Origin of the sequence: Micromonospora sp. DT81.3 (assembly GCF_049847225.1) — a bacterium.
Taxonomy (GTDB): domain Bacteria; phylum Actinomycetota; class Actinomycetes; order Actinomycetales; family Microbacteriaceae; genus Microbacterium.
This window is the reverse complement of sequence record NZ_JBNCNY010000005.1, coordinates 176,401-201,420: the sequence shown is the minus strand read 5'-3', so window position 1 is coordinate 201,420 and position 25,020 is coordinate 176,401. Positions and strand designations below refer to the sequence as shown.

The 25,020-nt window shown below is 69.8% G+C and carries 21 protein-coding genes and 1 pseudogene; 14 read left to right on the top strand and 8 right to left on the bottom strand.

Features of this window, described 5'->3' with window-relative positions:
• The first annotated feature begins 68 nt into the window (after positions 1–68).
• Both ACPW96_RS13160 and ACPW96_RS13155 read left to right on the top strand, forming a co-directional pair.
• Positions 69–974: a LamG-like jellyroll fold domain-containing protein gene (locus tag ACPW96_RS13160; protein ID WP_425883833.1), complete on the top strand. Its 906-nt coding sequence runs from the start codon at positions 69–71 to the stop codon at positions 972–974.
• A gap of 145 nt (positions 975–1,119) precedes the next feature.
• Complete coding sequence (locus ACPW96_RS13155) at positions 1,120–2,037, top strand: hypothetical protein (RefSeq protein WP_425883611.1); 918 nt, start codon at positions 1,120–1,122, stop codon at positions 2,035–2,037.
• A 68-nt stretch (positions 2,038–2,105) separates the two neighbouring features.
• On the opposite strand, the gene ACPW96_RS13150 is transcribed toward ACPW96_RS13155, so the two are convergent.
• The 3 genes from ACPW96_RS13150 to ACPW96_RS13140 form a co-directional block, all read right to left on the bottom strand.
• On the bottom strand, positions 2,106–2,978 hold the full coding sequence (locus ACPW96_RS13150) for a serine protein kinase RIO (RefSeq protein WP_425883609.1): 873 nt from the start codon (positions 2,976–2,978) through the stop codon (positions 2,106–2,108).
• Between the two features lie 223 nt (positions 2,979–3,201).
• Positions 3,202–5,184, bottom strand: coding sequence for a VWA domain-containing protein (locus ACPW96_RS13145; RefSeq protein WP_425883607.1), 1,983 nt, complete (start codon positions 5,182–5,184; stop codon positions 3,202–3,204).
• Between the two features lie 126 nt (positions 5,185–5,310).
• Complete coding sequence (locus ACPW96_RS13140) at positions 5,311–5,868, bottom strand: hypothetical protein (RefSeq protein WP_425821357.1); 558 nt, start codon at positions 5,866–5,868, stop codon at positions 5,311–5,313.
• A gap of 250 nt (positions 5,869–6,118) precedes the next feature.
• Here ACPW96_RS13140 and dnaK point away from each other — a divergent pair, with 250 nt between their 5' ends.
• Genes dnaK through ACPW96_RS13120 form a run of 4 tightly spaced genes read left to right on the top strand, consistent with a single transcriptional unit; the run spans position 6,119 to position 10,130 of the window.
• Positions 6,119–8,005 (top strand): molecular chaperone DnaK, encoded by a 1,887-nt coding sequence (gene dnaK / locus ACPW96_RS13135; RefSeq protein WP_425821355.1) that lies wholly within the window; start codon positions 6,119–6,121, stop codon positions 8,003–8,005.
• A gap of 2 nt (positions 8,006–8,007) precedes the next feature.
• Complete coding sequence (locus ACPW96_RS13130) at positions 8,008–8,646, top strand: nucleotide exchange factor GrpE (RefSeq protein WP_425821353.1); 639 nt, start codon at positions 8,008–8,010, stop codon at positions 8,644–8,646.
• A gap of 16 nt (positions 8,647–8,662) precedes the next feature.
• On the top strand, positions 8,663–9,649 hold the full coding sequence (locus ACPW96_RS13125; RefSeq protein WP_425821351.1) for a DnaJ C-terminal domain-containing protein: 987 nt from the start codon (positions 8,663–8,665) through the stop codon (positions 9,647–9,649).
• A 40-nt stretch (positions 9,650–9,689) separates the two neighbouring features.
• Positions 9,690–10,130, top strand: a complete 441-nt coding sequence (locus ACPW96_RS13120) for a heat shock protein transcriptional repressor HspR (RefSeq protein ID WP_425821349.1) — start codon at positions 9,690–9,692, stop codon at positions 10,128–10,130.
• Between the two features lie 51 nt (positions 10,131–10,181).
• On the opposite strand, the gene ACPW96_RS13115 is transcribed toward ACPW96_RS13120, so the two are convergent.
• On the bottom strand, positions 10,182–11,093 hold the full coding sequence (locus ACPW96_RS13115) for an aldo/keto reductase (RefSeq protein WP_425883605.1): 912 nt from the start codon (positions 11,091–11,093) through the stop codon (positions 10,182–10,184).
• A gap of 86 nt (positions 11,094–11,179) precedes the next feature.
• On the opposite strand from ACPW96_RS13115, the gene ACPW96_RS13110 reads away from it, so the two are divergent.
• A complete protein-coding gene (locus tag ACPW96_RS13110; protein WP_425883603.1) occupies positions 11,180–11,596 on the top strand; it encodes an MmcQ/YjbR family DNA-binding protein in 417 nt (138 codons plus the stop codon).
• Positions 11,597–11,611: 15 nt separating this feature from the next.
• On the opposite strand, the gene ACPW96_RS13105 is transcribed toward ACPW96_RS13110, so the two are convergent.
• Positions 11,612–12,439, bottom strand: a complete 828-nt coding sequence (locus ACPW96_RS13105; protein ID WP_425883601.1) for an LLM class F420-dependent oxidoreductase — start codon at positions 12,437–12,439, stop codon at positions 11,612–11,614.
• Positions 12,436–13,062, bottom strand: a complete 627-nt coding sequence (locus ACPW96_RS13100) for a hypothetical protein (RefSeq protein WP_425883599.1) — start codon at positions 13,060–13,062, stop codon at positions 12,436–12,438. The genes ACPW96_RS13105 and ACPW96_RS13100 overlap by 4 nt, the downstream gene beginning before the upstream one ends.
• A gap of 160 nt (positions 13,063–13,222) precedes the next feature.
• On the opposite strand from ACPW96_RS13100, the gene ACPW96_RS13095 reads away from it, so the two are divergent.
• The 6 genes and pseudogenes from ACPW96_RS13095 to ACPW96_RS13070 all read left to right on the top strand — a co-directional run bounded on the left by ACPW96_RS13095 (position 13,223) and on the right by ACPW96_RS13070 (position 22,266).
• Positions 13,223–14,440 carry a glycosyltransferase gene (locus ACPW96_RS13095; protein ID WP_425883598.1) on the top strand — a complete coding sequence of 406 codons (1,218 nt, stop codon included), beginning with the start codon at positions 13,223–13,225 and terminating at the stop codon, positions 14,438–14,440.
• Positions 14,441–14,446: 6 nt separating this feature from the next.
• Positions 14,447–15,772 (top strand): glycosyltransferase, encoded by a 1,326-nt coding sequence (locus ACPW96_RS13090; RefSeq protein WP_425883596.1) that lies wholly within the window; start codon positions 14,447–14,449, stop codon positions 15,770–15,772.
• A gap of 322 nt (positions 15,773–16,094) precedes the next feature.
• Entirely contained in the window at positions 16,095–17,096 is a 1,002-nt protein-coding gene (locus tag ACPW96_RS13085) for a GlxA family transcriptional regulator (protein ID WP_425821335.1), read from the top strand.
• A gap of 158 nt (positions 17,097–17,254) precedes the next feature.
• Complete coding sequence (locus ACPW96_RS13080; RefSeq protein WP_425883594.1) at positions 17,255–18,931, top strand: SulP family inorganic anion transporter; 1,677 nt, start codon at positions 17,255–17,257, stop codon at positions 18,929–18,931.
• Between the two features lie 209 nt (positions 18,932–19,140).
• Positions 19,141–21,357: pseudogene (locus ACPW96_RS13075) on the top strand (ATP-dependent Clp protease ATP-binding subunit); the annotation flags it as partial.
• A 75-nt stretch (positions 21,358–21,432) separates the two neighbouring features.
• Positions 21,433–22,266 carry a UbiA family prenyltransferase gene (locus ACPW96_RS13070; RefSeq protein ID WP_425821329.1) on the top strand — a complete coding sequence of 278 codons (834 nt, stop codon included), beginning with the start codon at positions 21,433–21,435 and terminating at the stop codon, positions 22,264–22,266.
• 346 nt (positions 22,267–22,612) lie between these two features.
• On the opposite strand, the gene ACPW96_RS13065 is transcribed toward ACPW96_RS13070, so the two are convergent.
• On the bottom strand, positions 22,613–23,293 hold the full coding sequence (locus tag ACPW96_RS13065) for a PhzF family phenazine biosynthesis protein (RefSeq protein WP_425883593.1): 681 nt from the start codon (positions 23,291–23,293) through the stop codon (positions 22,613–22,615).
• Position 23,294: 1 nt separating this feature from the next.
• Positions 23,295–23,726, bottom strand: coding sequence for a hypothetical protein (locus ACPW96_RS13060; protein WP_425821325.1), 432 nt, complete (start codon positions 23,724–23,726; stop codon positions 23,295–23,297).
• Positions 23,727–23,782: 56 nt separating this feature from the next.
• Here ACPW96_RS13060 and ACPW96_RS13055 point away from each other — a divergent pair, with 56 nt between their 5' ends.
• A complete protein-coding gene (locus ACPW96_RS13055) occupies positions 23,783–24,967 on the top strand; it encodes an FAD-dependent oxidoreductase (RefSeq protein ID WP_425883591.1) in 1,185 nt (394 codons plus the stop codon).
• The last annotated feature ends 53 nt before the right edge of the window (positions 24,968–25,020 follow it).

Below are 25,020 nucleotides of genomic sequence, written 5' to 3'. Positions count from 1 at the left end.
CCGAGTCGACCGAGTTGGACTCAGCGATCACGGGTGCTCGCCCTTGAATGAAGGGTGCCCTCGTGAACATGTCACACTCTGCTCGGCCGATTCTGCTCGGTCGTCGTCAGGTCCTTCTCCTCGGTATGACGACTGCCGCCGGCGCGACGGCTTCCGCGCTGCTCGGCGCTCCCACTCCCGCCCTCGGAGCGGCCAGTTCGCGGGCGATCGCCCAAGCCGGCCTTCCGTCTCCGGTGGCGAGCTGGAGATTCACCGAGAGCGCAGCCCCCTATCAGTCGACCATCTCCGGAGCGCCGGCGTTGCGGCAGGGCCGCATATCCACCGCGACCCGAATCTCGACGCCCTTCGGGGGCGGGGTGCGGTTCAACGGCACGAACGACTATCTTGTCGTGCCGGCGTCGAGCATCGGCCCGTTGAATGCGGGGGCCACGACCAATGCGGTGACGGTCGCGGCGTGGGTCTACAGCACCGACACCAACAACGCGATGATCGCGGGATGCTGGCAGGAGTCCCTTTCCGATCCTCGCCGCTCGTACGCGCTCTTCAACGATCTTCCGATGTATGGCGGAGACGACATGGTGTGCATGGAGGTGTCCAAGAGCGGCGGTGCGACGCCGGGGTATCCATACTCCATCGACTACGCGGCCGAGCCCCGCAAGATCACACGCGGACGATGGCAGCTCCACGTCGGCACGTACGACGGCGCGCAGGCAGTCGCATACCTCGACGGCGTCGCGACCGCTTATCCCTCGTACACCGACAAACAGGGAGCGACGTATTCTCGCAACCCGTACCTGTACCCGGACGGGCTCAACGCCACCGCCACCGACTTCATGGTGGGGGCCGTCAAACGAGACGGAAGTCTGATCAACCTGCACAGGGGATCCATCGCCCGGCTGAGGGTCTGGAACACCGCGCTCACGGCCGCCCAGGTGCGAGCCCTCTACGACGCCGAGAAGTGGGCTGTGACCTGACGGCTCGCGATCCGTCGGATGCAAGGGTTCCATCCCGCAGACCTGTCCGTGTACCCTTTCGACCAACCAATTTGGGGTCTCTCAGGTCGCTGCACTGGTGTCGCGCCTTTTCCTTGGGACCCGCCTCGGATGGAAGGTGCGCCCCGTGGACACGTCGCACAACGTACCGCCGCTCCAGTTCAACCGTCGCCAGGTGCTCACCATCGCCGCCATCGGCGTGGCCGGCGCCGCGGCGGCACCCGTTCTCGGCATTCCGACACCGGCGGCCGCAGCGCCGAGTCCCCGCCTGCCGGGGGAAGTCGGTCGCCAAACCGGTCTCATCAGCCGATACGGCGGAACCGTCTTCGACCACATCCGCGTCTCCATCGGCGGCGACCAGGCGAGGCTGTTCGTGCCGCAGGGCATCGTCCCGGGTGCGTCCGCAGTGCCGGTGCTCTGGCTGTACCACGGCACTGGCAGCAGCCACGATGCCCTGCTCGGCGGCTTCCGGCACATCGGCGAGCGCGCCGTGGACCTCGGAATGGTCGTCATCTGCCAGAACCTGGGTGGCAGCCTTTACACAAGCGATGTCGCCCAGCGGCACCAGATCAACGGCTGGAACTACCTCTCCGGGATCTACGGCATTCACAGCAACATCTTGCGGGCCACATCTCATGGCGGCGCCATGGCGACCGAAGTCCTTGCCAGCCGTCGCATGCCCAACGTCAGGGGTGCGTACATCGTCAACGGCGTCTACGACATCGTGAGTCTCTATCTCACCGGCACGGCTGCCCAGCACGACAGGATCGGCAACGTGTTCGGTCACGACCTCGCCCTCATGAAATCGCACAATCCGGCGCGCCATCCGGGTGCCGCGTGGACCGGAGCGCGCGTGCGCGCGGTGTACTCCCAGCCCGACGCATCGGACCCCACCGTCCCGCCCCAGGCGCATGCGAAGGCACTCATCGCGACTGCCGCACCCTTCGCCGTCGAGGCCTCTGTGCGGACCCACTCGAGCGGACACGCCACTCCCAGCTTCGCTGACAGCGATGCGCAGGCGACCTTTGTGCGGTGGCTGGCATAAGGTCACTGGTCCGGATGTGCCGGGCCACACGCTCGTTCGGGGGTGACGGGCGACGAAACCGCATGCCTTCAGAACACCTCGCCGAGCAGGTCCGCGAACAGCTCGTCCGGGTCGCCGGGCAGCCCGCGGCGCTCGAACCAGGTCAGCACGTTCACGCAGTCCCGGTGCAGGAAGTCGAGACCATTGGGGTTGGCGGCGAGGTCGACGATCTGCGGGAGATCGATGACCCACACCCTTCCCTCGTGCACCAGCATGTTGTACGGGGAGAGGTCGCCGTGCGCGAACCCCGCCCGGGCCGCCAGACGCAGGAAGTCGATCACCTGGTCGCGCAGCCCGGCGAGCTCGCCCCGACCGGCGTGCGACTGCTGCAGGCGCGGCGCCGCTTCGCGACCCGACCCGATGAACTGCATGAGCAGTTCGGTGTCGCTGATCTGCACCGGATAGGGGACGGGCGCTCCGAGCCGGTACAGCCGGCTGAGCGCGTCGAACTCCGCGTACGCCCAGTGGGCGGCGGAGATCCCGCGGCCGTAGCTGGAGCCGCGCTCGATCGCGCGCTGATCGCGGCTGCGCCGTACGGTGCGCCCCTCCTGGTACTCGCCGGAGCGGTGGAAGTCGCGGCGATCGCTCCCGCGATACCGCTTGGCGGCGAGGATGACGCCGGCACCGCCGACGGCCGGGTCGCCACCGCCGCCGGCACCGCCGCCGGGCGGCTCATCGGGCACGGCGCGCTCGACGAGGTGCACGTCGGCCTCCTTGCCCGTCTTGAGGATGCCCAGTTCGGTGTCGACCGCGGCCGCCGACGTGACGAGCCAAGACGGACGGGGCTCGGGGCCCCGCTCGCTGGGCTGCGTGCCGGGCCATGTCGACCAGCGCTGGCCGTCTCCCGGCTCGAACTCGCTGAAGGCGAGCGCAAGGGATGAATCGAATTGCGAAGTGTTCACGGGGTCTCCGAGAGGGGAGGCCGCCGAGAAGGAACTAGGAGCTGCTGCGGCGGGCCTCGAGAGGGATGGTGGTCGTGTGTGCGGACACGACGAAGACGGTCTTCACGACGAACTCCCTTCGATCGAGGCGGATGCGGTGGCGCCTCAGTCTAGGACTGCCACGCTCCCCGGCGCCAGGGGCGATTCTCCACGGGGCCGGCGGCGCGCCGGAACGGAGTCGCACTCAGAAGCTCGTGACCAGATCCCCGAGCACCGCTCGCAGCTTGGTGGGGTCGGTGGCGTCGTAGTAGTGGGCGCCCGTGGCGCTCGAGATCGACTGCAGCGTGGCGACGTCGGCGTCAGCGCCGTAGGCGAGCGTGAAGACCAGCACCGGCGTGCCGTGGTGCAGGTGCCCGAGGTTGGCGAGCATCTGCTCGGCCCCGATCGTCGGCGCGTTCGGGGTGTCGTTCCGGCCGTCGCTCAGCACCACGACGGCGGTGATGCGGTCGGCCGACCAAGACTGCGCCTGCTGGGCGGCGAAGGTGTCGACCGCCTGATAGAGGGGTGTGTCTCCGACAGACTGCAGCCCTCCGAGCGCCCCCAGGAAGTTCTCGCGCGTGCCGGCGATGTCGGCCACGGGCGAGACCTCACCGGGCACCAGGGCGCCATCGGCAGCCTGGCCGAAGGCGGCCAGCCCGACGCGGTCGCCCGCGGTGAAGTGGTCAAGGGCCATCGCGATCGCGTCCTTGGCCGCGCTCAGCTTCGTCTCGGATGCCGAGATGGGCTCATCCATCGACCCCGAGACGTCAACCAGGAAGAGCACCTGGGCGCGTTTGCGAACCTCCGGGAACGAGTCGTTCACGGCGGCGACGACGTCATCGGCGGGGAACGGGAGTGCGCCCGCGGGCTCGGCGGTGAGGTTCGCGACGGCCTTCACCCCGGCGTCGAGGTCGCCGTTCAGGTCGCGGTACCCGGAGTCGCGCACGATCTCCTGCCCCTGCCGGGTGCCTGCGAAGCGGACGAAGTCCGCACCGGCGGCCGATTCGCCGGCATCCACCCATTCTCCTGTCAGCACGACGGCGGGGTTGTCGGCCACGAAGAAGCCGTCGGCTGGATAGATCGGCGTGAGCTTCTCGGCCGGCGGCTCCACGGTCGTGCGGGTCACGCCGTCACGGCTCGTGATGCCCCGGTTGTAGTCCCACACCGACTTCTCGTCGACGATGACGGCGGAGAGGAAGTCGGCGGCAGACCCGGACTGCTCCGCCTGCCGGGCGTGCCAGAGGAAATGCTCCGGCGTGGCCATGTAGTGGCTGGTGGCCAGCTCGTGCCTGCGCACCTCTTCTGCGACGGCCGGATCGGCGATCGATTGCGCGGTGACGGCGTCGAGCGCGCCGTGGGCGGCGCCGAATGACGCGAACATCGCCGCCTCACCGGATGTCGCGACCAGTGGACTGGTCTTGCCGAGCTTGAAGGCGCCCCACTCGGCGTGGCCCGCGTCCGCCCAGAGCGTCGCGTCTCCGGCGGCGTCGAACACCTCGTCCCACGTGGGCGGCTCCCAGTCCCAGCCGATGGTCTCGGCGAGCGGCGTGGGCATCGCGAGCACGATGCTCGACGTGCCCACGCTGGTGGGGTCGGATGCCGGCACCGCGGCGGCGCCCTTCGCCTGGGCGAGGGAGAGCCAGGTGCGCGCATCCGGAAGCCACACGCTCGGTCGCTGCTCGGGCGCGGTGTCGGGGAAGCCTGCGACGAGTGCGTCGGCAGCCACACCGGACTTCTCCCGCATCGGCGTCACGACCACGCACGAGCCGTTGATGGAGCGGGGCTCGGCGTTGTAGCCCGCCGCGAGGTTCGCGACCATCTCCGCGTTCTCGAACGAGGACAGCACGGTCAGGGGTATGCACGGTTGCGTGCCCGCGCTCGCCGCCGGTGCATCCTCCGGGAAGACGATCTTCTCCGCCTCCGGCGCAGCGGGCGGCTCTTCTGCGGGCGCCGCCGGCTGCTCGTCGTCTGCGAGGCTGCGCACGATCAGCGACGACACCGCCCCGATCGCGGCGACGAGCGCCACGATGCCGACGATGCTCGTCCACAGCAGGATGCGCTTCCTGCGCGCCCGGCGACGGAGCCGCCGCTGCTCGGTCGCGCCCGGCGGTGCGACGATCGGTGCGTCGCCGAAGAAGGGCTGCGCAGTGCTGCGGCGCACCGGCGCGCCGCCGTCGGGCTCGGTCATCGAGTGTGTCCTCAGGTGGGGGGGACCTGAACCGGCGTTCGGGCGCCGGCAAAGTGCCGGTCTTCGGGAACCGGCAAGAGCCGAGCCTAATGGACTTCTCCCCGGAAGACACCCGAGGCGGGCGGATCAGTGGACAGCGGTGTTCAGCATCCCGACCAGGACGGCCGTCCACCATCCGGTCTGCGACAGCACCGCGCTCCAGACGCACCAGACCTGCATCGACCTCGGCAGCGAGCTGAACCGCATCCGCGGAGGCATCCGCTCCAGTTCGGCGGTCAGGCGGGTCATCCCGACGCCGTTCAGCGCCACGACCAGCACCGCCAGCATCTTGATGATCGTCAGCGGGTCGCCGAGGCTCGGCTGCAGCAGCGCACCGCTCGCGAGCAGGCCGACGATCCCCAGCCACGCGAGCGCCGACACGGCGCGCTCCGTCCGGCGCAGTTCCTCGAGAGAGCGTCGGCGGGTCATCCAGAGCAGACCGTGGAACTCCAGCGTGACGGCGGCGCCCAGCCCGAGGATCACCGAACCGAGGTGCACGAAGAGGGCGGAGTAGTGCAGCCACTCCTGAGGTACCACGGAGCCGCCGACGAACAGCGAGGCGTACATGCCGAGCAGCACCGCCCAATAGGCGAGCGCGCGGCGATGCCGGGCTGTACGGCGTTTTTCGACCAGGGGGATCGTCACGGAACGACATCGCCTTTCGCGCGACGTGGGGCGGGTTCGGGTACCCACCGGTGGAGACATTAGCCGAACCGGCGGGGGGCCCAAGACCACTGGTGGAGGGAGGCGCCGCGACGACGGTCCGCCTCCATTGTTGAGTCGACTCGTATCAAGTTTGTTTTGACAGCGGACGGCCCCTCCGCTACGCTTGAGCCAGTACGACTCAGGTTTCGCCTGAGCGTCCCAGACTTCGCAAGAAAGCAAGGAGAGACACATGCCCCGTGCAGTGGGAATCGACCTCGGTACGACCAACTCCGTCGTGAGCGTGCTCGAGGGTGGCGAGCCGAAGGTCATCGCCAACGCTGAGGGCTTCCGCACCACGCCCTCGGTGACCGCGTTCACGAAAGACGGCGAGGTGCTCGTCGGTGAGACCGCGAAGCGCCAGGCCGTCACGAACGTCGACCGCACCGTCGCCAGCGTCAAGCGCCACATGGGCACGAACTGGACGTTCGACGTCGACGGCAAGAAGTACACGCCCCAGGAGATCTCCGCTCGCATCCTCGGCAAGCTGAAGCACGACGCGGAGGAGTACCTCGGCGACACCGTGACGGATGCCGTCATCACCGTGCCCGCGTACTTCAACGACGCCGAGCGCCAGGCCACGAAGGAGGCCGGCGAGATCGCGGGTCTCAACGTGCTGCGCATCATCAACGAGCCGACCGCCGCCGCGCTCGCATACGGCCTCGACAAGGGCAAGGAGGACGAGCTCATCCTCGTCTTCGACCTCGGTGGCGGAACGTTCGACGTGTCGCTGCTCGAGGTGGGCAAGGACGACGACTTCTCGACCATCCAGGTGCGCGCCACCGCCGGCGACAACCGCCTCGGCGGCGACGACTGGGACCAGCGCCTCGTGGACTACTTCATCAAGCAGTTCAAGGACACGACGGGCGTCGACGTCTCCGGTGACAAGATCGCCCTCCAGCGCCTCAAGGAGGCCGCGGAGCAGGCGAAGAAGGAGCTCAGCTCCTCGATGTCGACCAGCGTGAACCTGCCCTACCTGTCGCTCACCGACAGCGGCCCGGTCTCGCTCAGCGAGACCATCACGCGCGCGAAGTTCGAGGACCTCACCAAGGACCTGCTCGACCGCACCAAGAAGCCCTTCGAGGATGTCATCCGCGAGGCCGGCATCAAGGTGGCCGACATCGACCACGTCGTGCTCGTCGGCGGCTCGACGCGCATGCCCTCCGTGGCCGAGCTCGTGAAGCAGGAGACCGGCAAGGACGCCAACAAGGGCGTCAACCCGGACGAGGTCGTCGCCGTCGGCGCGGCCCTCCAGGCCGGTGTCCTCAAGGGCGAGCGCAAGGACGTTCTGCTCATCGACGTCACGCCCCTCAGCCTCGGCATCGAGACCAAGGGCGGCATCATGACGAAGCTCATCGAGCGCAACACGGCGATCCCGACCAAGCGCAGCGAGACCTTCACCACCGCCGACGACAACCAGCCGTCTGTTGCGATCCAGGTGTTCCAGGGCGAGCGCGACTTCACCCGCGACAACAAGCCGCTGGGCACGTTCGAGCTCACCGGCATCGCGCCCGCGCCCCGCGGCATCCCGCAGGTCGAGGTCACGTTCGACATCGATGCCAACGGCATCGTGCACGTGTCCGCGAAGGACAAGGGCACCGGCAAGGAGCAGTCGATGACGATCACGGGCGGCTCTTCGCTGCCCAAGGACGACATCGAGCGCATGGTGCGCGAGGCGGAGGAGCACGCGGCCGAGGACAAGAAGCGCCGCGAGTCCGCCGAGACCCGCAACCAGGCCGAGACGCTCGCGTACTCGATCGACAAGCTGATCAAGGACAACGACGACAAGCTGCCCGACGACGTCAAGACGTCCGTGCAGGCGGATGTCGATGCCCTCAAGACGGCGCTGGCCGGCGATGACGACGACGCGGTGAAGACCGCGTTCGACACGCTGACCCAGAGCCAGGGCAAGCTGGGCGAGGCCATCTACGCCTCGTCGCAGGCCTCCCAGGCCTCGCAGGCGTCCTCCAACCCGACGGCCGACGGCGCTCCCGACGCCCCGTCGGAGCCCAGCGAGGGCGGTTCGGACGAGGACGTCATCGACGCCGAGGTCGTCGATGAGGAAGAAGAGAAGAAGTAGCCATGGCAGGCAAGGACTTCGACCCATCGGCCGGCGCAGGACCCGGCGAGAACGAGGACGAGGTTCGGCCCGGCGGCGAGGGGTCGGAAGCGCAGGCATCCGGCCCCGAGTCGCAGGGCGACGAACTGACCGTCGATGACATCCTCAACGCCGCGCAGAGCGACGAGGCCGCCACGGCCGACGCCGAGGACGGCGTTTCATCGAGTGCCGAACCCGCCGATGCGCTGCTGATCGACCTGAAGCGCATCACGGCCGAGTACGCCAACTACCGCCGCCGCACCGAGGCGCTGCGCGAGCTCGAGATCGAACGGGCGCAGGGCCGCGTGGCGGCGGGAGTGCTGCCGGTGCTCGATGACCTCGACCGGGCCGAGAAGCACGGCGACCTCGTGGAGGGCACGCCGTTCGCGGCGATCGCCGAGAAGCTGCGCCTCTTCGCCGAGCGCCTGGGGATCACCTCGTACGGCGAGGCCGGTGAGGTCTTCGACCCGCAGCGGCACGAGGCGATCTTCCAGCAGCCCATCCCGGGCACCGTCGAGCCCACCGTGCTCGAGGTGGTCGAGGTCGGCTACCGGCTCGGCGACGTCGAGCTGCGGCCGGCCAAGGTCGTCGTCGCGGCACCGGCCGACCCTTCGGCAAGCTGAGAGGGCTGGGAGGGCAATGGCAAGTCAGGACTGGTTCGACAAGGACTTCTACAAGATCCTCGGCGTGTCGAAGGATGTCAGCGCGGCCGATCTCAAGAAGGCCTACCGCAAGCTCGCGCGCACGCATCACCCCGACTCGAATCAGGGCGATGCGAAGGCCGAGGCGAAGTTCAAGGAGATCAGCGAGGCGTACTCGGTCCTGAACGACCCCGAGCAGCGCGAGGAGTACGACCAGATCCGCGCGATGGGCTCCGGCGCCCGCTTCACGGCGGGGGGCCAGCCGGGTGGGTTCGAGGACGTCTTCAGCATGTTCGGCCAAGGCCGCGGCCGCGGTCAGGCGACCGAGGACTTCGACGACATCTTCAGCATGTTCAACCAGCAGCGGGGCGGCGGGTTCGGCTCCGGCCGCTTCGGGCAGCCGTCCGGCGGCTACCGCGGGTTCGGCGGTCCCCAGCGAGGGGCCGACGTGACGGCCCGGACCACGATCGACTTCCTCACCGCGACCAAAGGCGAGACCATCACGCTGCAGGGCGAAGACGGCAAGCCGTTCAAGGTGAAGATCCCCGCCGGTGTCTCCGACGGGCAGAAGGTGCGGCTCCGCGGCCGCGGACGCCCGTCGCCCGACGGCGGCGAGAACGGAGACATCGTGGTGCAGGTCTCGGTGCGCAAGCATCCGGTCTTCGAGCGGGACGGGCTGAACCTGCGGGTCACCGTGCCGGTCACCTTCACCGAGGCGGCGCTGGGTGCCACCATCGAGGTGCCGACCCTCGGCGGAGAGCCGGTGAAGCTGCGTGTGGCCCCCGGCACGCCCTCGGGTCGGGTGCTGCGGGTCAAGGGCAGGGGCGTGCAGACGCCGAAGGGCACCGGAGACCTGCTGGCCGTCGTGCAGGTCGCCGTGCCGACGCACCTCGACGACGCCGCGCGCGAGGCGCTCGAGCGGTTCCACGAGCTGGAGCCCAAGGAGAACCCGCGCGCCGACCTGATGGCGAAGGCCCGCGGCTGACCCCGTTGCCGCGGGGTGGATCGGAGAAGAGGTGAGGGGCATGACCGATGAACGACAGGTCGACGAGGACTCTCCGCTCTTCGCGATCGCCGTCGCCGCCGAGCTGGCGGGCATGCATCCGCAGACGCTGCGCCAGTACGACCGGCTGGGACTCGTGGTCCCCGGCCGCACGCAGGGCCGCTCGCGCCGCTACTCGATGCACAACATCCAGCAGCTGCGCGAGGTGGCCCGGCTGTCGTCGGAGGGCATGAGCCTGCCGGGCATCGCCCGCATCCTCGAACTGGAGGAACGGGTGCGGGGGCTTCAGCGGCAGGTCGCGATGCTCGAGGAGCGGGTGCGTGCCGAGCTCGAGAATCGCCCCGGGGCGCGCGTCTTCGCGGCCGGCACGAGCGGCAACGTGATCACGCTGCGCTCGGGCAAGCGGGTGCGGCGGCAGACGGATGTCGTGCTCTGGCGCCCACACGCACCGAACGACTCCTGACGTCATACCGGTCGTCCCAGCCCCCCCACAGCGATGGGCGGGGACCCCGGATCAGTCAGCCGGCGAGGGCGGCGGTGTGCCGAGCGCGTCGAACGCCGCCCAGAACTCCTCCGGGATGACGGCGTCGACCAGGCCGTCCAGGGCGCGCAGCCGCTCCACGCTCGAGACGCCCACGACGACGGAGTGGACGCGCGGGTCCGCCATCGCGAACTGCAGAGCCGCGGCCGCGAGGTCGACGCCGGACTCGTCCGCCAGCGCCCGCAGCCGCTCGAGGAACGCAAGGAACTCCGGCGACGGCTCGGTGTAGGCGTACTTCGTGCCGCGCGTCCGCGAGCCCGCGAGGATGCCGCCTCCGAACGGGGCCGCGTTGAAGACGGCCATGCCCCGCTCGGTCGCCTCGTCGAAGACGGTGCCGGCCGTCCGGTCCACGAGCGTGTAGCGATTGTGGATCAGCACCGCGTCGAAGGCATCCGTCCGGACGTACTCCTCCATGAGGGCACGCGTGCCCGCGGCGATGCCGATGGCGCCGACCGTTCCCTCGTCCCGCAGCCGCGCGAGCGCCTCGACGGGTCCTCCGGGTGCCATTGCCTCGGCGACGGTCAGCCCGTACGGGTCGTGGAAGTGCAGCAGCGGGAGCGTGTCCAGCCCTAGACGCTCCTTCGTCTCTTCGAAGGATCGCAGCACCCGATCGGCGTCGAAGACGCCGGTGTCGGGATCCTGATCCACCTTCGAGAAGATCCTGCGATCGGCGGGCAGGCCGCCGAGCCGGGCGATCGCGGCGCCGAGCAGGCGCTCGCTGGCGCCGTCGGCGTAGTTGTTCGACGTGTCCACCTGGTGGTGGCGGCCCGTGAGCAGGGCATCGCCCAGTTCCGTGCCGATCTCGGGGCGCTTGCCCAGCGGCGATGCCCCGAGCGTGATCGGCTCGAGGCCGGCTGCGAGGTCCTGTCCCGTCGTGTGCGTCATCCTCCGAGGGTATCCGGGCGGTCCCGTCGCTCGCATGCCTGCCGTGGGGCTTACGCGGTGTCCACCGCATCCACCAGAATGACGCCGTGGCGACCCTCGAAGATGTGCGTGCGATCGCGATCGCGCTGCCCGGCGTGGAGGAATCGGTCGGAACGCAGAACGGCGGACCGCAGTGGCGAGTGCCGTCCGGCGTGTTCGTGTGGGAGCGACCGCTGCGCCGGCGCGACGTGGATGACCTCACGGCCGACGGGCGTTCGATCCCGGGGGGCGAGATCGTCGCCGTGCGCACCGATGGGCTCGACGTGCAGCGTGCGCTCGCCGAATCCTTCCCGGACGCCTTCTTCGTGGTCCCGCACTTCGAGGGCTACCCCGCCGTGCTCGTTCGCCTCGACGCCGTCGAGCCCGAACAGCTGCGCGAGGTCATCACGGACGCGTGGCTGCTGAAGGCGCCGAAGCGAGTGGCTCGGCAGTGGGTCGCCGAGAACGTGCCGCCGAAGGAGTGACCCGCTTTGCGGGCGTCAGCCGTTCAGGCGGTCGCGCCAGGCGAGCAGCGGCTCGAGCACCGAGAGGTCGTAGTCCGGACCGTCGATGGCGGGCACGATGAAGCGCACTCCGAGCCCGTGGAGCCGCTCGGCGCCGTCCTCCTCCAGGAGTGGGCCCAGCCCGCGGATCGTGAAACCGCTCGACAGCTCGATCTCGGCAGGATCCCTTCCCGTCGTGGCGCACCACTCGTGCAGCACCCCGATCTTGCGCGGCAGGTCATCCAGGGGTGTGAAGGTGTGCCAGATGTCGGCGTGCTCGGCGACGAGCCGGAGCGTCTTCCGCTCACCCTGCCCTCCGATCAGGATCGGGATGCGGCGCGTGGGCGGCGGATCGAGCAGGTCCCATCGGCGACGGATGCGGGGGAGGTCGGCGGCGAGCGCGTCGAGCCGGGAGCCCACGGTGCCGAACTCGTAGCCGTACGCGTCGTAATCGGGCTGGGCCCACCCGGAGCCGGTGCCGAAGATGAAGCGCCCGATCCCGTCGGGTCCCGCGCTGATGTGATCGACGGTACGGGCCATATCGGCCTGCAGGTCGGGGTTGCGGTACGAGTTGCAGTTGACCAGCGGCCCGAACTCGACGCGTTCCGTCTGCTCCGCGATCGCGGCGAGCACGGTCCACGCCTCGAAGTGGGGCGCGTGCAACGGCTCGGTGAGGGGGAAGAAGTGATCCCAGCCGAAGATCGCGTCGACCCCCATGTCCTCGGCGCGCAGCACCGCGTCCCGGATGGCCCGGTACGGCGCGTGCTGAGGAGCGAGCTGCACCCCGATGCGCAGCGGGCGGTGGTCGGCCGGGTGCCCGCTCACGGTTCGATCCTCAGGACGTTGGCCGATTCGCCGAGGGCCAGATCATCGACGACTCGGATGCCGCGGGCCAGCTCATCCAGCGGACCCATCACCGTGCCGAAGCGCTCCCTGTCGCTGCACACCGCGGTGACGCTCACGAAGTGCGTGCCGGTGTCCCACGTGTAGGTCGCGAAGGGAGGCGTTCGGCCATCGGCCGGAAGCGGCATCACGAGCTTCTCGCCGTTGCCCAGGTAGGTGCCGCGGAAGGTCTCGGTGTCGTCGTACTCCATCGGCATCGACGCACGGGCCGCCCGCAGCTGCGGCGTCGCCTCCTGCACCTGCGCCATCACGACGAGGAGCTCCGGATCGGCCTTCCACACCCACACCAGCACGCGTCCGTTGGCGCGGCGCATCAGGAAGGGCACGGCCTGGCTCATCGCCCAGGCGGCGAATCCGGTGGCCGGCTTGGCGGGCGACCCCGGAGTTCCGGTGGTCAGCGCCGACCCGGGGGCCCCGGCTGCTCCCGTCACCTGCGCCAGCAGCATCCCGATCGCCGCCTTGCGGTGCCGCCGGCCCTTGAATCCGAGCGAGTCCGTCACGGGCACCCAGCGGGTCGCGTCGGCATCGGCCTGCAGTCTCGGCATTCCTCAAGCGTATCCGGGTCGACCAGGGGGGCTCGGGTAGAGTTGGGATGCGCCCGCACGCTCGACCCGCGTGATCGCCGCGGACGCAGACCGCGTCACACCGCCGCCCACGCCCCCACGCCCCCGCGTGACCTCCGCAGAGATAGGCAGCCCGACACTCGTGACTCCCCCCGCGACGACCGACGACTCCCGCAGAGAAGGCGCCGGGCGCTCCCCCCTGACGATCGTCATCGGGGCCGACACGTTCGCGCCGCACGTCAACGGGGCCGCGCGCTTCGCGGAGCGCCTGGCCGCGGGCCTGGTCGCCCGCGGCCACTCCGTGCACGTCATGGCGCCCAGTGCCACGCACCGTCGGCACGGGGTCTTCACCGAGGTCATCGAGGGCGAGCCCATGACGATGCACCGGCTGCCGTCATGGCGCTGGTACCCCCACGACTGGCTCACGTTCGTGTTTCCGTGGATGTCGAAGCACCACGCTCGCCGGGTGCTCGACTCGGTCAAGCCCGACGTCGTGCACATCCAGTCGCACATCATCATCGGTCGCGGCCTCACTCGCGAGGCCCGCAAGCGGGGCATCCCGATCATCGCGACGAACCACGTCATGGCCGAGAATGTCGTCGACTTCACGACCCTTCCGCATGCACTGAACAACGTGCTGGTGAAGCTGGCGTGGGCGGACGCCAAGCGCACGTTCGGCATGACCCGCGCGGTGACGACCCCGACGCGCAAGGCGGCAGACTTCCTCGAGGCCACGATCGACATCACGGGCGTTCTCCCGGTTAGCTGCGGCATCGACGCGTCCAACTACACGCCCGATCTCACCCCGCGGGAGAGCAATCGCATCATCTTCGTAGGGCGCCTCACGACCGAGAAGCACATCGACGTGCTGCTCCGCGCGATGCAGAAGCTGGATGCCTCGTTCGAGGCCACCCTCGACGTCGTCGGCGACGGCGACCAGCGCCGTGCTCTCGAGACGCTGGCCCGCGAGCTCGGCCTCGAGTCGAGGGTGATCTTCCACGGCCGCACCGACGAGACGGAGCTCCGCTCGCTGCTCACGCGGGCGAGCGTGTTCGCGATCGCGTCGATCGCCGAGCTGCAGTCGATCGCCACCATGGAGGCGATGGCCTCCGGTCTGCCCATCGTCGCGGCGAACGCCGTCGCACTGCCGCACCTGGTGCACCACGGCGAGAACGGCTACCTGTTCGAGCCGGGCAACGCGGACGAGATGGCCGCCCGGCTCACCGACGTGCTGACGGCAGCCCCTGAAGAGCGGATGCGCATGCAGCAGGCGTCTCTCAAGGGTGTCGAGATCCACGACATCAACCGCACGCTCGACACCTTCGAGGCGCTCTATCGCGGCGAGCCGCTTCCCGGATAGGTCGCCGTGCACATCGTCATGTTCGCCGATCAGCACCTCGCCTCCCTCGGCGGGGCGCAGGTCTCCATGCGGCTGCAGCGACGATTCCTCGAGCGCGCGGGCCACACGGTGACGATCGTCGCGCCGGGCATGAGCAGGCGACGCGCCCCGGCCGCCCGGCCGGATGCCGCCGCGGAGCCGGACGACCCGACCCCCGACGGAGAAGAAGCGCCTCAGCCGGACGACCGCGATCCGGACGAGGGGCCCGCGCCCAGCGAGCCCCAGCAAGACGAAGGGTACGTCGAAACACCCTCGATCCCGATCACCGCCGACCGGGAGTACGGACTGTCGTGGCCCGGCCGGCGCACGGATCGGTTCGTGGACGCCGAGCTCGCGAAGCGCCCACCCATCGACGTGGTGCACATCCAGGGTGACTTCTGGGGCGCCCTCACGGGTCACCGCTATGCCCGCCGCGAGGGACTCCCGGTCGTGCACACGATGCACAACAGGGTGGATGTCGGCCTGGCGGCGATCGTGCCCTTTCCCGGTCTGGCGCTGCGCGCACTGAACGCCTGGCGGCGGCAGGCGCTGCCGCTCGCGATGGAGCCGGAGCCGCCGGGAGTCGACGGATGGGCGTATCTCGGAGGCCTTGCCGCCTTCGCCGATGCCGTGACGGCGCCCTCGGCCCACTTCGCCCGGCGGCTCGAAGCCCATGGCGTGTTCCCGCACGTCGACGTCATCTGGAACGGCATCGACGACGACGTCCTCGATGCGGCGGTCGCCGCGGGGCCGACCGCGCGGGAGCCCGGTCCCCCTCGGTTCGTGTGGCTCGGCCGGATGAGTCCCGAGAAGCGCCTGCTGCCCTTCCTCGAGGCCGTGGCCGAGTCACGCATCCGCGCCGACATCGAGGTGATCGGCGGCGGAGTGCAGGAGGGGGCGGCGAAACGGCTCGTCGAGCGGCTGAAGCCCGCGGCATCCGTCACCTTCGCCGGCCGCCTGCCCTATGAGGAGACCCTCCGTCGCATCGCCCGCGCCGACGCCGTGGTGCAGACGTCCATCGGCTTCGAGACGCAGGGGATGACGGTGTTCGAGGCCGCCTCGCTCGGCACGCCGGCCGTGGTGAGCGACCCGGACATCGCGCACGAGCTCGCGTCGGGGTTCTGGCCGGTCGGCAACGGGCTGATCCCGGATGCGTCGACGCACGCGCTCGCCCGCGCGGTGCGCGCCGCAGCCACGGACATCGCCGCCGGGACCGCGCCGACGCCCGATCCCTCGACGGGGGAGCGCTTCCGGCAGTCCTCGCGCACCGACGCGATGCTCGAGGTGTACCGACGCGTCACCGGCGCACGGTAGCCGCCGGCCGGCGCGCGATCAGAGTCGGCCGGAGCGCGATCAGAGTCGGCGTGTGCGGTCGAACGGCACCTGGTGGTACCCGTCGTTGTGGAGTGAGACCACCGATGACACGAGCGCGACGGCGGCAAGGGCTGTGAAGAAGAGGAGAATGAACATGGCAGAAACGCTACGCTTGACGTGATACGGCCACGAGTGGCAGGATGGACACACAGCGTAGGGATCCTGCCATGGTTCGACAGGTCGACCGCAGGTCGACAGTTCAACCAGGGTCCAGGCCGCAGAACTCGGGCAGCTCGTGGGCAGCCGCAAACAGGAGGAATCAATGAAGACCGTCGCCGTCATCGTGCAGGAGGGCTTCGCGCCGTTCGAATTCGGCGTCGCGTGCGAGGCGTTCGGTCTCGACCGTTCGGACGACGGCATTCCGAATTTCGACTTCCGCATCGTCACGCCGGATCCCGGGGCCATCCCTTCGAAGCTCGGCTTCTCCATCAATGTCACGGAGGACCTGTCGTTCGCCTATGAGGCCGACCTGGTGGTCGTGTCCCCGACGCCGAAGGAATACTGGTCGCACATCGACGAGCGGGTGCTGGATGTCGTCCGCCACGCCGCCGCGCGCGGCGCCTGGCTGCTGAGCGTATGCAGCGGTTCCTTTGTTCTCGCTGCCGCGGGGGTGCTCGACGGTCGCAAGGCGACGACGCACTGGATGTACGCCGACAAGATGGCATCCATGTATCCGCGGATCGACGTGGACCCCGATGTGCTCTACGTGCAGGACGGGCGCATCATCACCAGCGCCGGCACGGCAGCCGGGCTCGACGCCTGTCTGCACCTGCTGCGCCAGGAACTCGGCGCCGAGATGACCAACACCATCGCCCGGCGCATGGTCGTGCCGCCGCAGCGCGACGGCGGGCAGGCGCAGTTCATCTCCCATCCGCTTCCCGAGGTCGCGAGCATGTCGCTCGCGCCCGTGACCGACTGGATGCTCGAGAACCTCCGTCACGACCTCTCGGTCGATGACCTTGCCGCCCGTGCGCACATGTCGCCTCGCACCTTCGCGCGACGGTTCAAGGCGGATCACGGCACGACGCCGGCCGCGTGGCTGAACCGCCAGCGGATCATCCACGCGCAGCGGCTGCTCGAGCAGACCGACCTCGGCCTCGACCGCATCGCGTACGAGTGCGGCTTCGGCTCCGCCGCCGTGCTGCGCCAGAACTTCACCCGCACACTGGGTACGACGCCGACGGCCTATCGCTCGACGTTCTGCTGCACCCTCGGGGCCGGCGCCTCGATGCCGGAGCCCGAGCTCGCGGGGTCGGCCGCCTGACGGCATCCGCAGATGCCGGGCCGGATGCAGGCTCGTCCGGGCGGATTCAGCCGGTTCGGGCGGTTGAGCAGCACTTCAGCCCCGGCGAGCCTGCATCCGGTACGCGACGTTCGAGCGAGGCACCAGCGGCGCATGGGCGCCTTCGGTAGCGTGTGACCGTGCGCGCGGCCCTCCGAAGGCTCTTCTCCCGCAAGACGATCGGCAAGGATGCCGTGGCGGGGCTCGTGCTGGGTGTCGAAGCGGTTCCCGACGGGCTCGCCGCGGGACTTCTCGCCGGGATCAACCCGCTGGCCGGCCTGTACGCGTATCTGTTCGGCATGGTCGGTGCGACGTTCTTCACGAGCAGCACCTTCATGGCGGTGCAGGCGACGGGGGCGATGGCCCTCATCGTCTCGGACTCCGACCTGCACACCCGCGCGGACCCCGACCGGGCGCTGTACACGCTCGCTCTTCTGACCGGCATCGTGATGATCGTCGCCGGCCTGCTCCACGGCGGCCGGCTCATCCGGTTCGTGCCGACGGCCGTGATGACCGGGTTCGTGACTGCCGTGGGCGTGAACATCATCCTCGGGCAGCTCTCGAATCTCACCGGCTACGCATCGCACGGCCCGAACCGGCTCGTCAAGACATTTGATCAGTTCGCTCACATGCCGCGATGGAGCTGGGCCTCCGTCGCGGTCGGTCTGCTCGTGATCGCGCTCATCCTGCTCTTCCGGCGCACCCCCGTCGGCTCGCTGGGCCTCGTCGTGGCGGTGGTGCTCGGATCCGGCCTCGCCGTCCTGCTCAATCAGTGGGTGGAGCCGCCGATCGTGCTGCTCCGCGATGTGGTGGACGTGCCACGCGGATTGCCCGCGCCCGTGCTCCCGAACATCGAGGACGTGGCCTTCCTGCTCATACCCGCGATCTCCCTGGCCTTCGTCGGTGTCATCCAGGGCTCGGCCGTGTCGGCCGGGCTGCCCACCGCCGACGGCAAGCCGGCTGACACCTCCCGCGACTTCATCGGCCAGGGCGCGGGCAACCTCGCCGCCGGACTCTTCCAGGGCATGCCCGTCGGCGGCTCGATGTCGGGGTCATCGCTCATCGTGGCCGCCGGTGCCAAGACCCGGCTGTCGTTCATCATCGCGGGCGCGGTCATGGCGCTCGTCATCCTGCTCGCGTCGGACCTGGTCTCGTTCGTCGCGATGCCCGCGCTCGCCGGCCTGCTGATCGTCGTCGGGGCCGGCGCGATCAAGCCGAGCCGCATCTACTCCGTCGTGAAGACCGGGCCGCTGCCGACGGCGATCATGTCGGTCACCTTCGGTCTCACGCTCGTCATCCCGCTGCAGTTCGCGGTGCTCGTCGGCGTCGGGCTCGGCATCATCCTGTTCGTCGCCCAGCAGTCCAACCACGTGCGGGTGCGGCAGGTGCACATCGCGGATGACGGGCGGATGCGGGAATCGGACCCGCCCGCGAAGATCCCCGCCGAGTCGGTGGTGATCCTGCAGCCGTACGGCAGCCTCTTCTTCGCCAGCGCCCCGATCTTCGAGAAGCAGCTCCCCGCCGTGGGCCGCGACTCCTCGGGCTCGGTCGTGATCATCCGCCTCCGCGGGACCGACCAGATCGGCTTGTCGCTCCTGGACGTGCTGCGACGTTACGCTCACGAGCTCCGCGCCGCGGGGTCATCGCTCAAGCTGGTGATCAGCGAGCAGCGCGTGCTCGATCAGGTCGAGGCGGATGGGCTCGCCGACGTGCTCCGGGAGGGCAACGTCTACCGCAGCACGGAGTGGGTCGGCGAGAGCGTTCGCCGCGCCTACACCGACGCTCGCGCCGACGTGCGGGACGGTCGGTCGGGCTGACCAGTCCTTCCCGCGACTCCAGGCGACCGCCGGCGACGCTGGGCGCACGGCTCACCGCCGGGCGCACGGCTTTGCGACGTAGTGAAGCCGTCGTCTGGGCGAGAAGCCGTTCGCTCGGCATCCCGGTGTGCGTTGCCTGCAGCATCCTGCTCTGATAAAATTGAGTCCAACGGGCTCAACTTTTGGAATCAGCCCGACGACAGACTTCAGGAGACAGAATGCAGGCAACCCAGAATCCCGGGGCGGAGGAAGCCAAGAGCGCCCTCGAGCAGTACGGGATCAACCTCACCGAGCGCGCGAAGCAGGGCAAGCTCGACCCCGTGATCGGACGAGACGCCGAGATCCGTCGGGTGAGCCAGGTGCTCACCCGACGCACCAAGAACAACCCCGTGCTGATCGGCGAGCCGGGCGTCGGAAAGACCGCGGTCGTGGAGGGCCTTGCGCAGCGCATCGTCGCCGGCGATGTGTCCGAGAGCCTGAAGAACAAGGAGCTGATCAGCCTCGACATGTCGGCCCTCGTCGCCGGTGCCATGTACCGCGGCCAGTTCGAGGAGCGCCTCAAGGCCGTGCTCAAGGAGATCACCGACTCGCAGGGCCGCGTGATCACCTTCATCGACGAGCTGCACACGCTGATGGGCGCGGGCGGCGGGGAGGGCTCCGTCGCGGCATCCAACATGCTGAAGCCGATGCTCGCGCGCGGCGAGCTGCGCATGATCGGCGCGACGACGCTCAACGAGTACCGCGAGTTCATCGAGAAGGATGCCGCCCTCGAGCGCCGCTTCCAGCAGGTCTACGTGGGCGAGCCGACCGTCGAGGACACGGTCGCGATCCTGCGAGGGCTCAAGGAGCGCTACGAGGCGCACCACAAGGTGGCGATCGCCGACGCCGCGCTCGTCGCCGCCGCATCGCTGAGCAATCGCTACATATCGGGCCGTCAGCTGCCCGACAAGGCCATCGACCTCATCGACGAAGCCGCGTCCCGCCTGCGGATGGAGATCGACTCCGCGCCGCTCGAGATCGACGAACTGCGCCGCCATGTGGACCGCCTGCGGCTCGAGGAGCTCGCCCTCAAGAAGGAGAAGGACGAGGCATCCAAGGAGCGCCTGGCCGCGCTGCGCGCGCAGCTCGCGACGGAGGAAGCCACTCTGAAGGATCTGCAGGCGCGCTGGGAGCGGGAGCGCGCATCGCTGAACCGTGTGGGCGACTTGAAGACCCGCCTCGATGCCGCGCGCGTCGGTGCGGAGCGCGCGCAGCGGGAGGGTGACCTCGAGAGGGCGTCCCGGCTGCTCTACGCCGAGATCCCGGGCCTCGAGCGCGAGCTCATGGCGGCCGAGGGCGCGGAGGGCGGTGGTGAGCGCATGGTCAACGACCAGGTCACCGACGAGGACATCGCCAACGTGATCGCCGCGTGGACCGGCATCCCGGTCGGCCGCCTGCTGCAGGGCGAGACCGAGAAGCTGCTGCATCTCGAGTCCGAGCTCGGCAAGCGCATCATCGGGCAGAAGGATGCCGTCAAGGCGGTGTCCGACGCTGTTCGGCGGTCGCGGGCCGGCATCAGCGACCCCGGTCGCCCGACCGGATCCTTCCTCTTCCTCGGTCCGACCGGTGTGGGAAAGACCGAGCTGGCGAAGGCGCTCGCGGACTTCCTCTTCGACGACGAGCACGCGATGGTGCGCATCGACATGTCGGAGTACGGCGAGAAGCACACCGTGTCGCGCCTGGTCGGTGCCCCTCCCGGGTACATCGGCTACGAGCAGGGCGGTCAGCTGACCGAGGCGGTGCGCCGGCGGCCCTACAGCGTCGTGCTGCTCGACGAGGTCGAGAAGGCCCACCCCGAGGTCTTCGACGTGCTGCTGCAGGTGATGGATGACGGGCGCCTGACCGACGGCCAGGGCCGAACGGTCGACTTCCGCAACGTCATCATGGTGCTCACTTCCAACCTCGGCTCGCCGATCCTGATCGATCCGACGATCTCGTCCGAGCAGAAGCGGGAGGCGGTTCAGGCCCTCGTGCGGCAGGCGTTCAAGCCGGAGTTCGTGAACAGGCTCGATGACATCGTGATCTTCGAGGCCCTCACGCAGGACGACCTGGCCCAGATCGTCGAACTCGCCGTCGACGCCCTGCAGCGCCGCCTGCACGATCGACGCCTGACGCTCGCCGTCACCCCCGACGCCCGCGGCTGGCTGGCCGAGCGAGGGTACGACCCGATCTTCGGGGCGCGGCCGCTTCGACGGCTCATCCAGTCCGAGATTCAGGATCGCCTCGCGATGGGCATCCTCGCCGGACGGGTGCACGACGGCGACGTGGTGCGCGTGGATGTCTCGGCTGACGGCTCATCGCTCGCCCTCACGAGCGAGGGCAAGCCTGCGCCGGAGGTGGACGACATCGACGACGACGAGGTGATCGAGGCGATCCTCGAGGAGTAATCCTTTCGGGCGTTCTTCGGTCAGCACGGACGGGCGGGGTCTTCGGACCCCCCCCGTCCGCATACGATCGCGGGTATGCGCATCGCCGCGGCCCTCTGGCGCTCGTCCCACCCCGGACCCACCGTCGTCGTCACCGTGCTGGCGCTGGCGCTGGGCGTGTCGGTGGGGCTGGATGCCGGCCGCCTCGCCGTGCTCGTCATCTCGGTGCTGCTCGGGCAGCTCTCGATCGGCATCTCGAACGACGTGATCGACGCCCCACGGGATCAGCTGACCGGTCGCACCGACAAGCCGCTGGCCCGGGGGGATGTGACGACTCGCACGGCATGGACGGCAGCTGTATCGACGCTCGCCGGAGCGCTCGTGCTGTCGGCGCTGCTCAGTTGGCAGCTCGCGCTCGCGCACGCGGTGTTCCTCGGATCCGGGTGGGCCTACAACGCGTGGCTGAAATCCACCGTGTTCTCTGCGCTGTGCTTCGTGGTCGGATTCGGAGTGTTCCCGTCGCTCGCCCCGCTCGCCCTGCCCGATCCTCTGGTGGCGGCGCCATGGGCGTGGGTGGCCGGCGCAGCGCTGGGCGTCGCGGTGCACTTCTCGAACGTGCTGCCCGATCTCGAGGACGATGAGCGCACGGGGGTGCGCGGGCTGCCGCACCGGCTCGGCCGGCGCGTGTCGGCGGCCGTTGCCGCTGGCGCGCTGGTCGCCGGGGCCACCGCCGTGCTCATCGGATCGGCCGCCGGAAATCCGCCCTCTCCGCTCTCGTGGCTCTTCTTCGCCGGAGTCGTCGTCGTGTCGGTGTGGGGCCTGGTCGCCGCGCTCGCGCGACCGCCGCGGCGCCTGGTCTTCCGGCTGGTGATGACCGCCGCCCTGCTGCTGGCTCTGCAGATGGTCGTCGCGGGCGATCTCACCGGCTGACGTCTCGCATCGTCCGGGCACCCATGTGCCGCGCGGTTGAGGTGGGGTGCCTCCGTGATGCGCGTCGGGTCGCCCGGCCGATCGCCCAGACCCCGGGCTCGGGTATCCGGATGTCGCGTGCACAACGGCGGGCATTGTCCGCGACGCGCGGTGCCGCGGCATCGATTCGCGGCGTGTCGTCGATGATGTCCGCCGTTGTGCTCGCGGCGAGGCCGGTAGGGGTGCGCCCACGATGAACGCGCGGACCGAAGACCGATCGGACAGCCCGGGCAGGTGGTGCTCCTGCCGTTATGGTGATCAGCGGCGCAGGCAGGGCCGGCCCTCCCGCGGCGAGCCGCTCCCGCGCTCAGCGCAGTTCGACGATCCGCGCCTCGGACACGCGCCCGCCGACTTCCACCTGCGCATCCGCGCTCCCCGCGCGTGTGCGGAGGACGGAGCCCTCACCCTGCACGATCTTCAGATCGCGTCCCAGCTCCGCCGTGAGGCGCGCCGCGGCAGCGCCCGTGGCCTGGTCTTCGCGGATCCCCAGGTCCGGCGCGAACATGCGGGCGCGCACGCGTCCCGCGCGCTCGTCGGCCCACGCCCACACGTAGTGCAGGCCTTCCCCGTAGGCGTACGGGTCGACCGCGTCGACCTCGGCGGGCGAGGAGAGCTGATCGAGGAGGAACTCGGGCGCCCACTCGGGTGACGCGGAGACGAAGGTCAGGTCGCCTTCCGTGCGCACACGGACCGTTCCCGCCGGCACCTCGATGGCTCTGATCTGGTCGCCGCCGCTGCGCAGCCACGCCGCCAGGCCCACCGTCGGATGTCCCGCGAACGGCAGTTCGCGCGCCGGCGTGAAGATGCGCGCCGCCGCCACGTCGCCGTCGAGGGCGTCGAGGAAGATCGTCTCGCTGAACCCGAGATCGGCGGCGATCTGCTGCTCGTTCTCGGCTGTGGACGGCGACGCCCACACGATGCCGAGCGGGTTGCCGTGGCCGCCGCGGTCATCGACGAAGACGTTCACCACGTTCAGGAGCAGGCTCACGTCAGCCGATTCTGGCACGATTCCGCGGGATGCCCGGAAACTGACCTCGCAGCGCGTCCTCGAATCTGCCGACCGAGCCGCCCAGTCCGGCGAGCTGTTCGGCGGTCAGCGCCACGGTCGTGGAGCCATCCGCGCGGTGAGCGAGCACCACGGGCAGGCGCACATTCCGGATGACGGCCTTCAGCCGTTCGTCGAGCTCGTTGCGATGCAGCAGGACCACCGGCACACCCACCCGAGCCACCATCCGGTCCCACTCGGGCTTTCTCCGGATGGCGGAGTGCGTGATGTCGCAGAGGGCACACTCCGCCGTGCCGAGCAGGTGGCCGAGGACGTAGCGGGCCTCGCCCACGAGACCGCCGTCCGCGTTGAAGATGCCCGAATAGGCGACGATGCGGGCGTCGCCCCGCGGCTCGGTGTCGTGACCTTCCGGCATAGTGGCAACCCTACGGCGCGATCCGCCGAGGAGAGCCGTACGAGAGGATGGTGGCCATGCGCGTGGTCGTGTGCGGTGCCGGAATCGGCGGCCTCACCCTGGCGCAGGCGCTGCGCACCTCCTGCGACGTGACCGTCGTCGAGCGTGATGACGAGGCGGTGTCCACCGGCGGGTATCGGCTCGCGATCAACGGTGCGGCGACGGCGGTCCTCGCGCGTTCGCTCGGCGGCGACCTGATGGCTGAGGTGCGCGCGGTGAGCGACGGCGCCGACCGCTTCGCTCAGTTCACCGTGGCGACCGACCGCCTGCGCCCGCTGCTCATCGCCCCAGAGGACCCGGACGAGGACCGGCTCCTCGCCCAGCGCCGCGCCTTGCGCCTGCTCCTCACCCGCGGCCTGGAGGATCGCATCCTCTGGTCTACGCGCGTCACGCGCGTGGAGCAGTCCGACGGTTCCGCGGTGGTGCACCTGGATTCCGGTGAGGAACTCGCGGCCGATCTCGTCGTCGGCGCGGAGGGAGCGAAGTCGCCCACCGTGCGCGCGGTCACGATCCGGGCACCCGACTCAGACCTCCACCTGACCGGGATCGCCGGCTCCACCCCCCGAACGCCCGGCGCCGTCGTGCCCCGATTCCTTCGACGCGGTCCGGCCCTGGCCTTCTCGGCGGACGGTACCGGCATGTTCCTCTCCCTGACCTCGAGCGGCTCGGGCCCCCTCAGCCCCGAGATTGCGGAGGCCGTGGGTTCGCCATCTCTCGTCTGGGGGCTGATCGCCCCCTCGTCGCGCGTGGGTCCTGCCCCGGGGAGGACGCCCGACGACCTGGTCGCCACCGCCCTGCGCCTCACGCGGCACTGGCATCCGTGGATGGCGGAGCGCATCGAAGCGGCGGACCGCGGTCGGGTCGCGGCGTTCTCGTTCCGTGCGGCGGACCCCGCGCGCGACTTCACCCCCTGGCGACCCCGCAACATCACCGCGCTCGGCGACGCCATCCATGCGATGCCGCCGACCGGGGGGCAGGCGGCCGCGACGGCGATCCGCGACGCGGGCGAACTGGCCGACAATGTGCTCGCCCACACCAGGGGCGAACTGACTCTCGACGAGGCGCTCCGCCGCTACCACCGCAGCCTCCGCGCCTGGGCCGTCCCCGCGCTGCGGGAATCGCTCGGGCCCGTGCGCGTCATCCGCGCACTGGGGAACCCGGGCGTGGCGCTCTTGGCACGCCCGCTGCTGCGCATTGCCTGAGGTCTCGCACCGGCTCGACCGCGCTGACCTTGCGGTCCCTCGGCGGGACGACC

Excerpts from the sequence above, each read along its gene's own strand:
- ACPW96_RS13160 (WP_425883833.1), top strand. The coding sequence starts at position 69 with ATGTCACACTCTGCTCGGCCGATTCTGCTCGGTCGTCGTCAGGTCCTT.
- ACPW96_RS13120 (WP_425821349.1), top strand. The coding sequence starts at position 9,690 with ATGACCGATGAACGACAGGTCGACGAGGACTCTCCGCTCTTCGCGATC.
- ACPW96_RS13145 (WP_425883607.1), bottom strand. The coding sequence starts at position 5,184 with ATGACCGAGCCCGACGGCGGCGCGCCGGTGCGCCGCAGCACTGCGCAG.
- ACPW96_RS13100 (WP_425883599.1), bottom strand. The coding sequence starts at position 13,062 with ATGCCGAGACTGCAGGCCGATGCCGACGCGACCCGCTGGGTGCCCGTG.
- ACPW96_RS13115 (WP_425883605.1), bottom strand. The coding sequence starts at position 11,093 with ATGACGCACACGACGGGACAGGACCTCGCAGCCGGCCTCGAGCCGATC.
- ACPW96_RS13060 (WP_425821325.1), bottom strand. The coding sequence starts at position 23,726 with ATGCCGGAAGGTCACGACACCGAGCCGCGGGGCGACGCCCGCATCGTC.
- dnaK (WP_425821355.1), top strand. The coding sequence starts at position 6,119 with ATGCCCCGTGCAGTGGGAATCGACCTCGGTACGACCAACTCCGTCGTG.
- ACPW96_RS13070 (WP_425821329.1), top strand. The coding sequence starts at position 21,433 with ATGCGCATCGCCGCGGCCCTCTGGCGCTCGTCCCACCCCGGACCCACC.
- ACPW96_RS13130 (WP_425821353.1), top strand. The coding sequence starts at position 8,008 with ATGGCAGGCAAGGACTTCGACCCATCGGCCGGCGCAGGACCCGGCGAG.
- ACPW96_RS13055 (WP_425883591.1), top strand. The coding sequence starts at position 23,783 with ATGCGCGTGGTCGTGTGCGGTGCCGGAATCGGCGGCCTCACCCTGGCG.
- ACPW96_RS13085 (WP_425821335.1), top strand. The coding sequence starts at position 16,095 with ATGAAGACCGTCGCCGTCATCGTGCAGGAGGGCTTCGCGCCGTTCGAA.
- ACPW96_RS13125 (WP_425821351.1), top strand. The coding sequence starts at position 8,663 with ATGGCAAGTCAGGACTGGTTCGACAAGGACTTCTACAAGATCCTCGGC.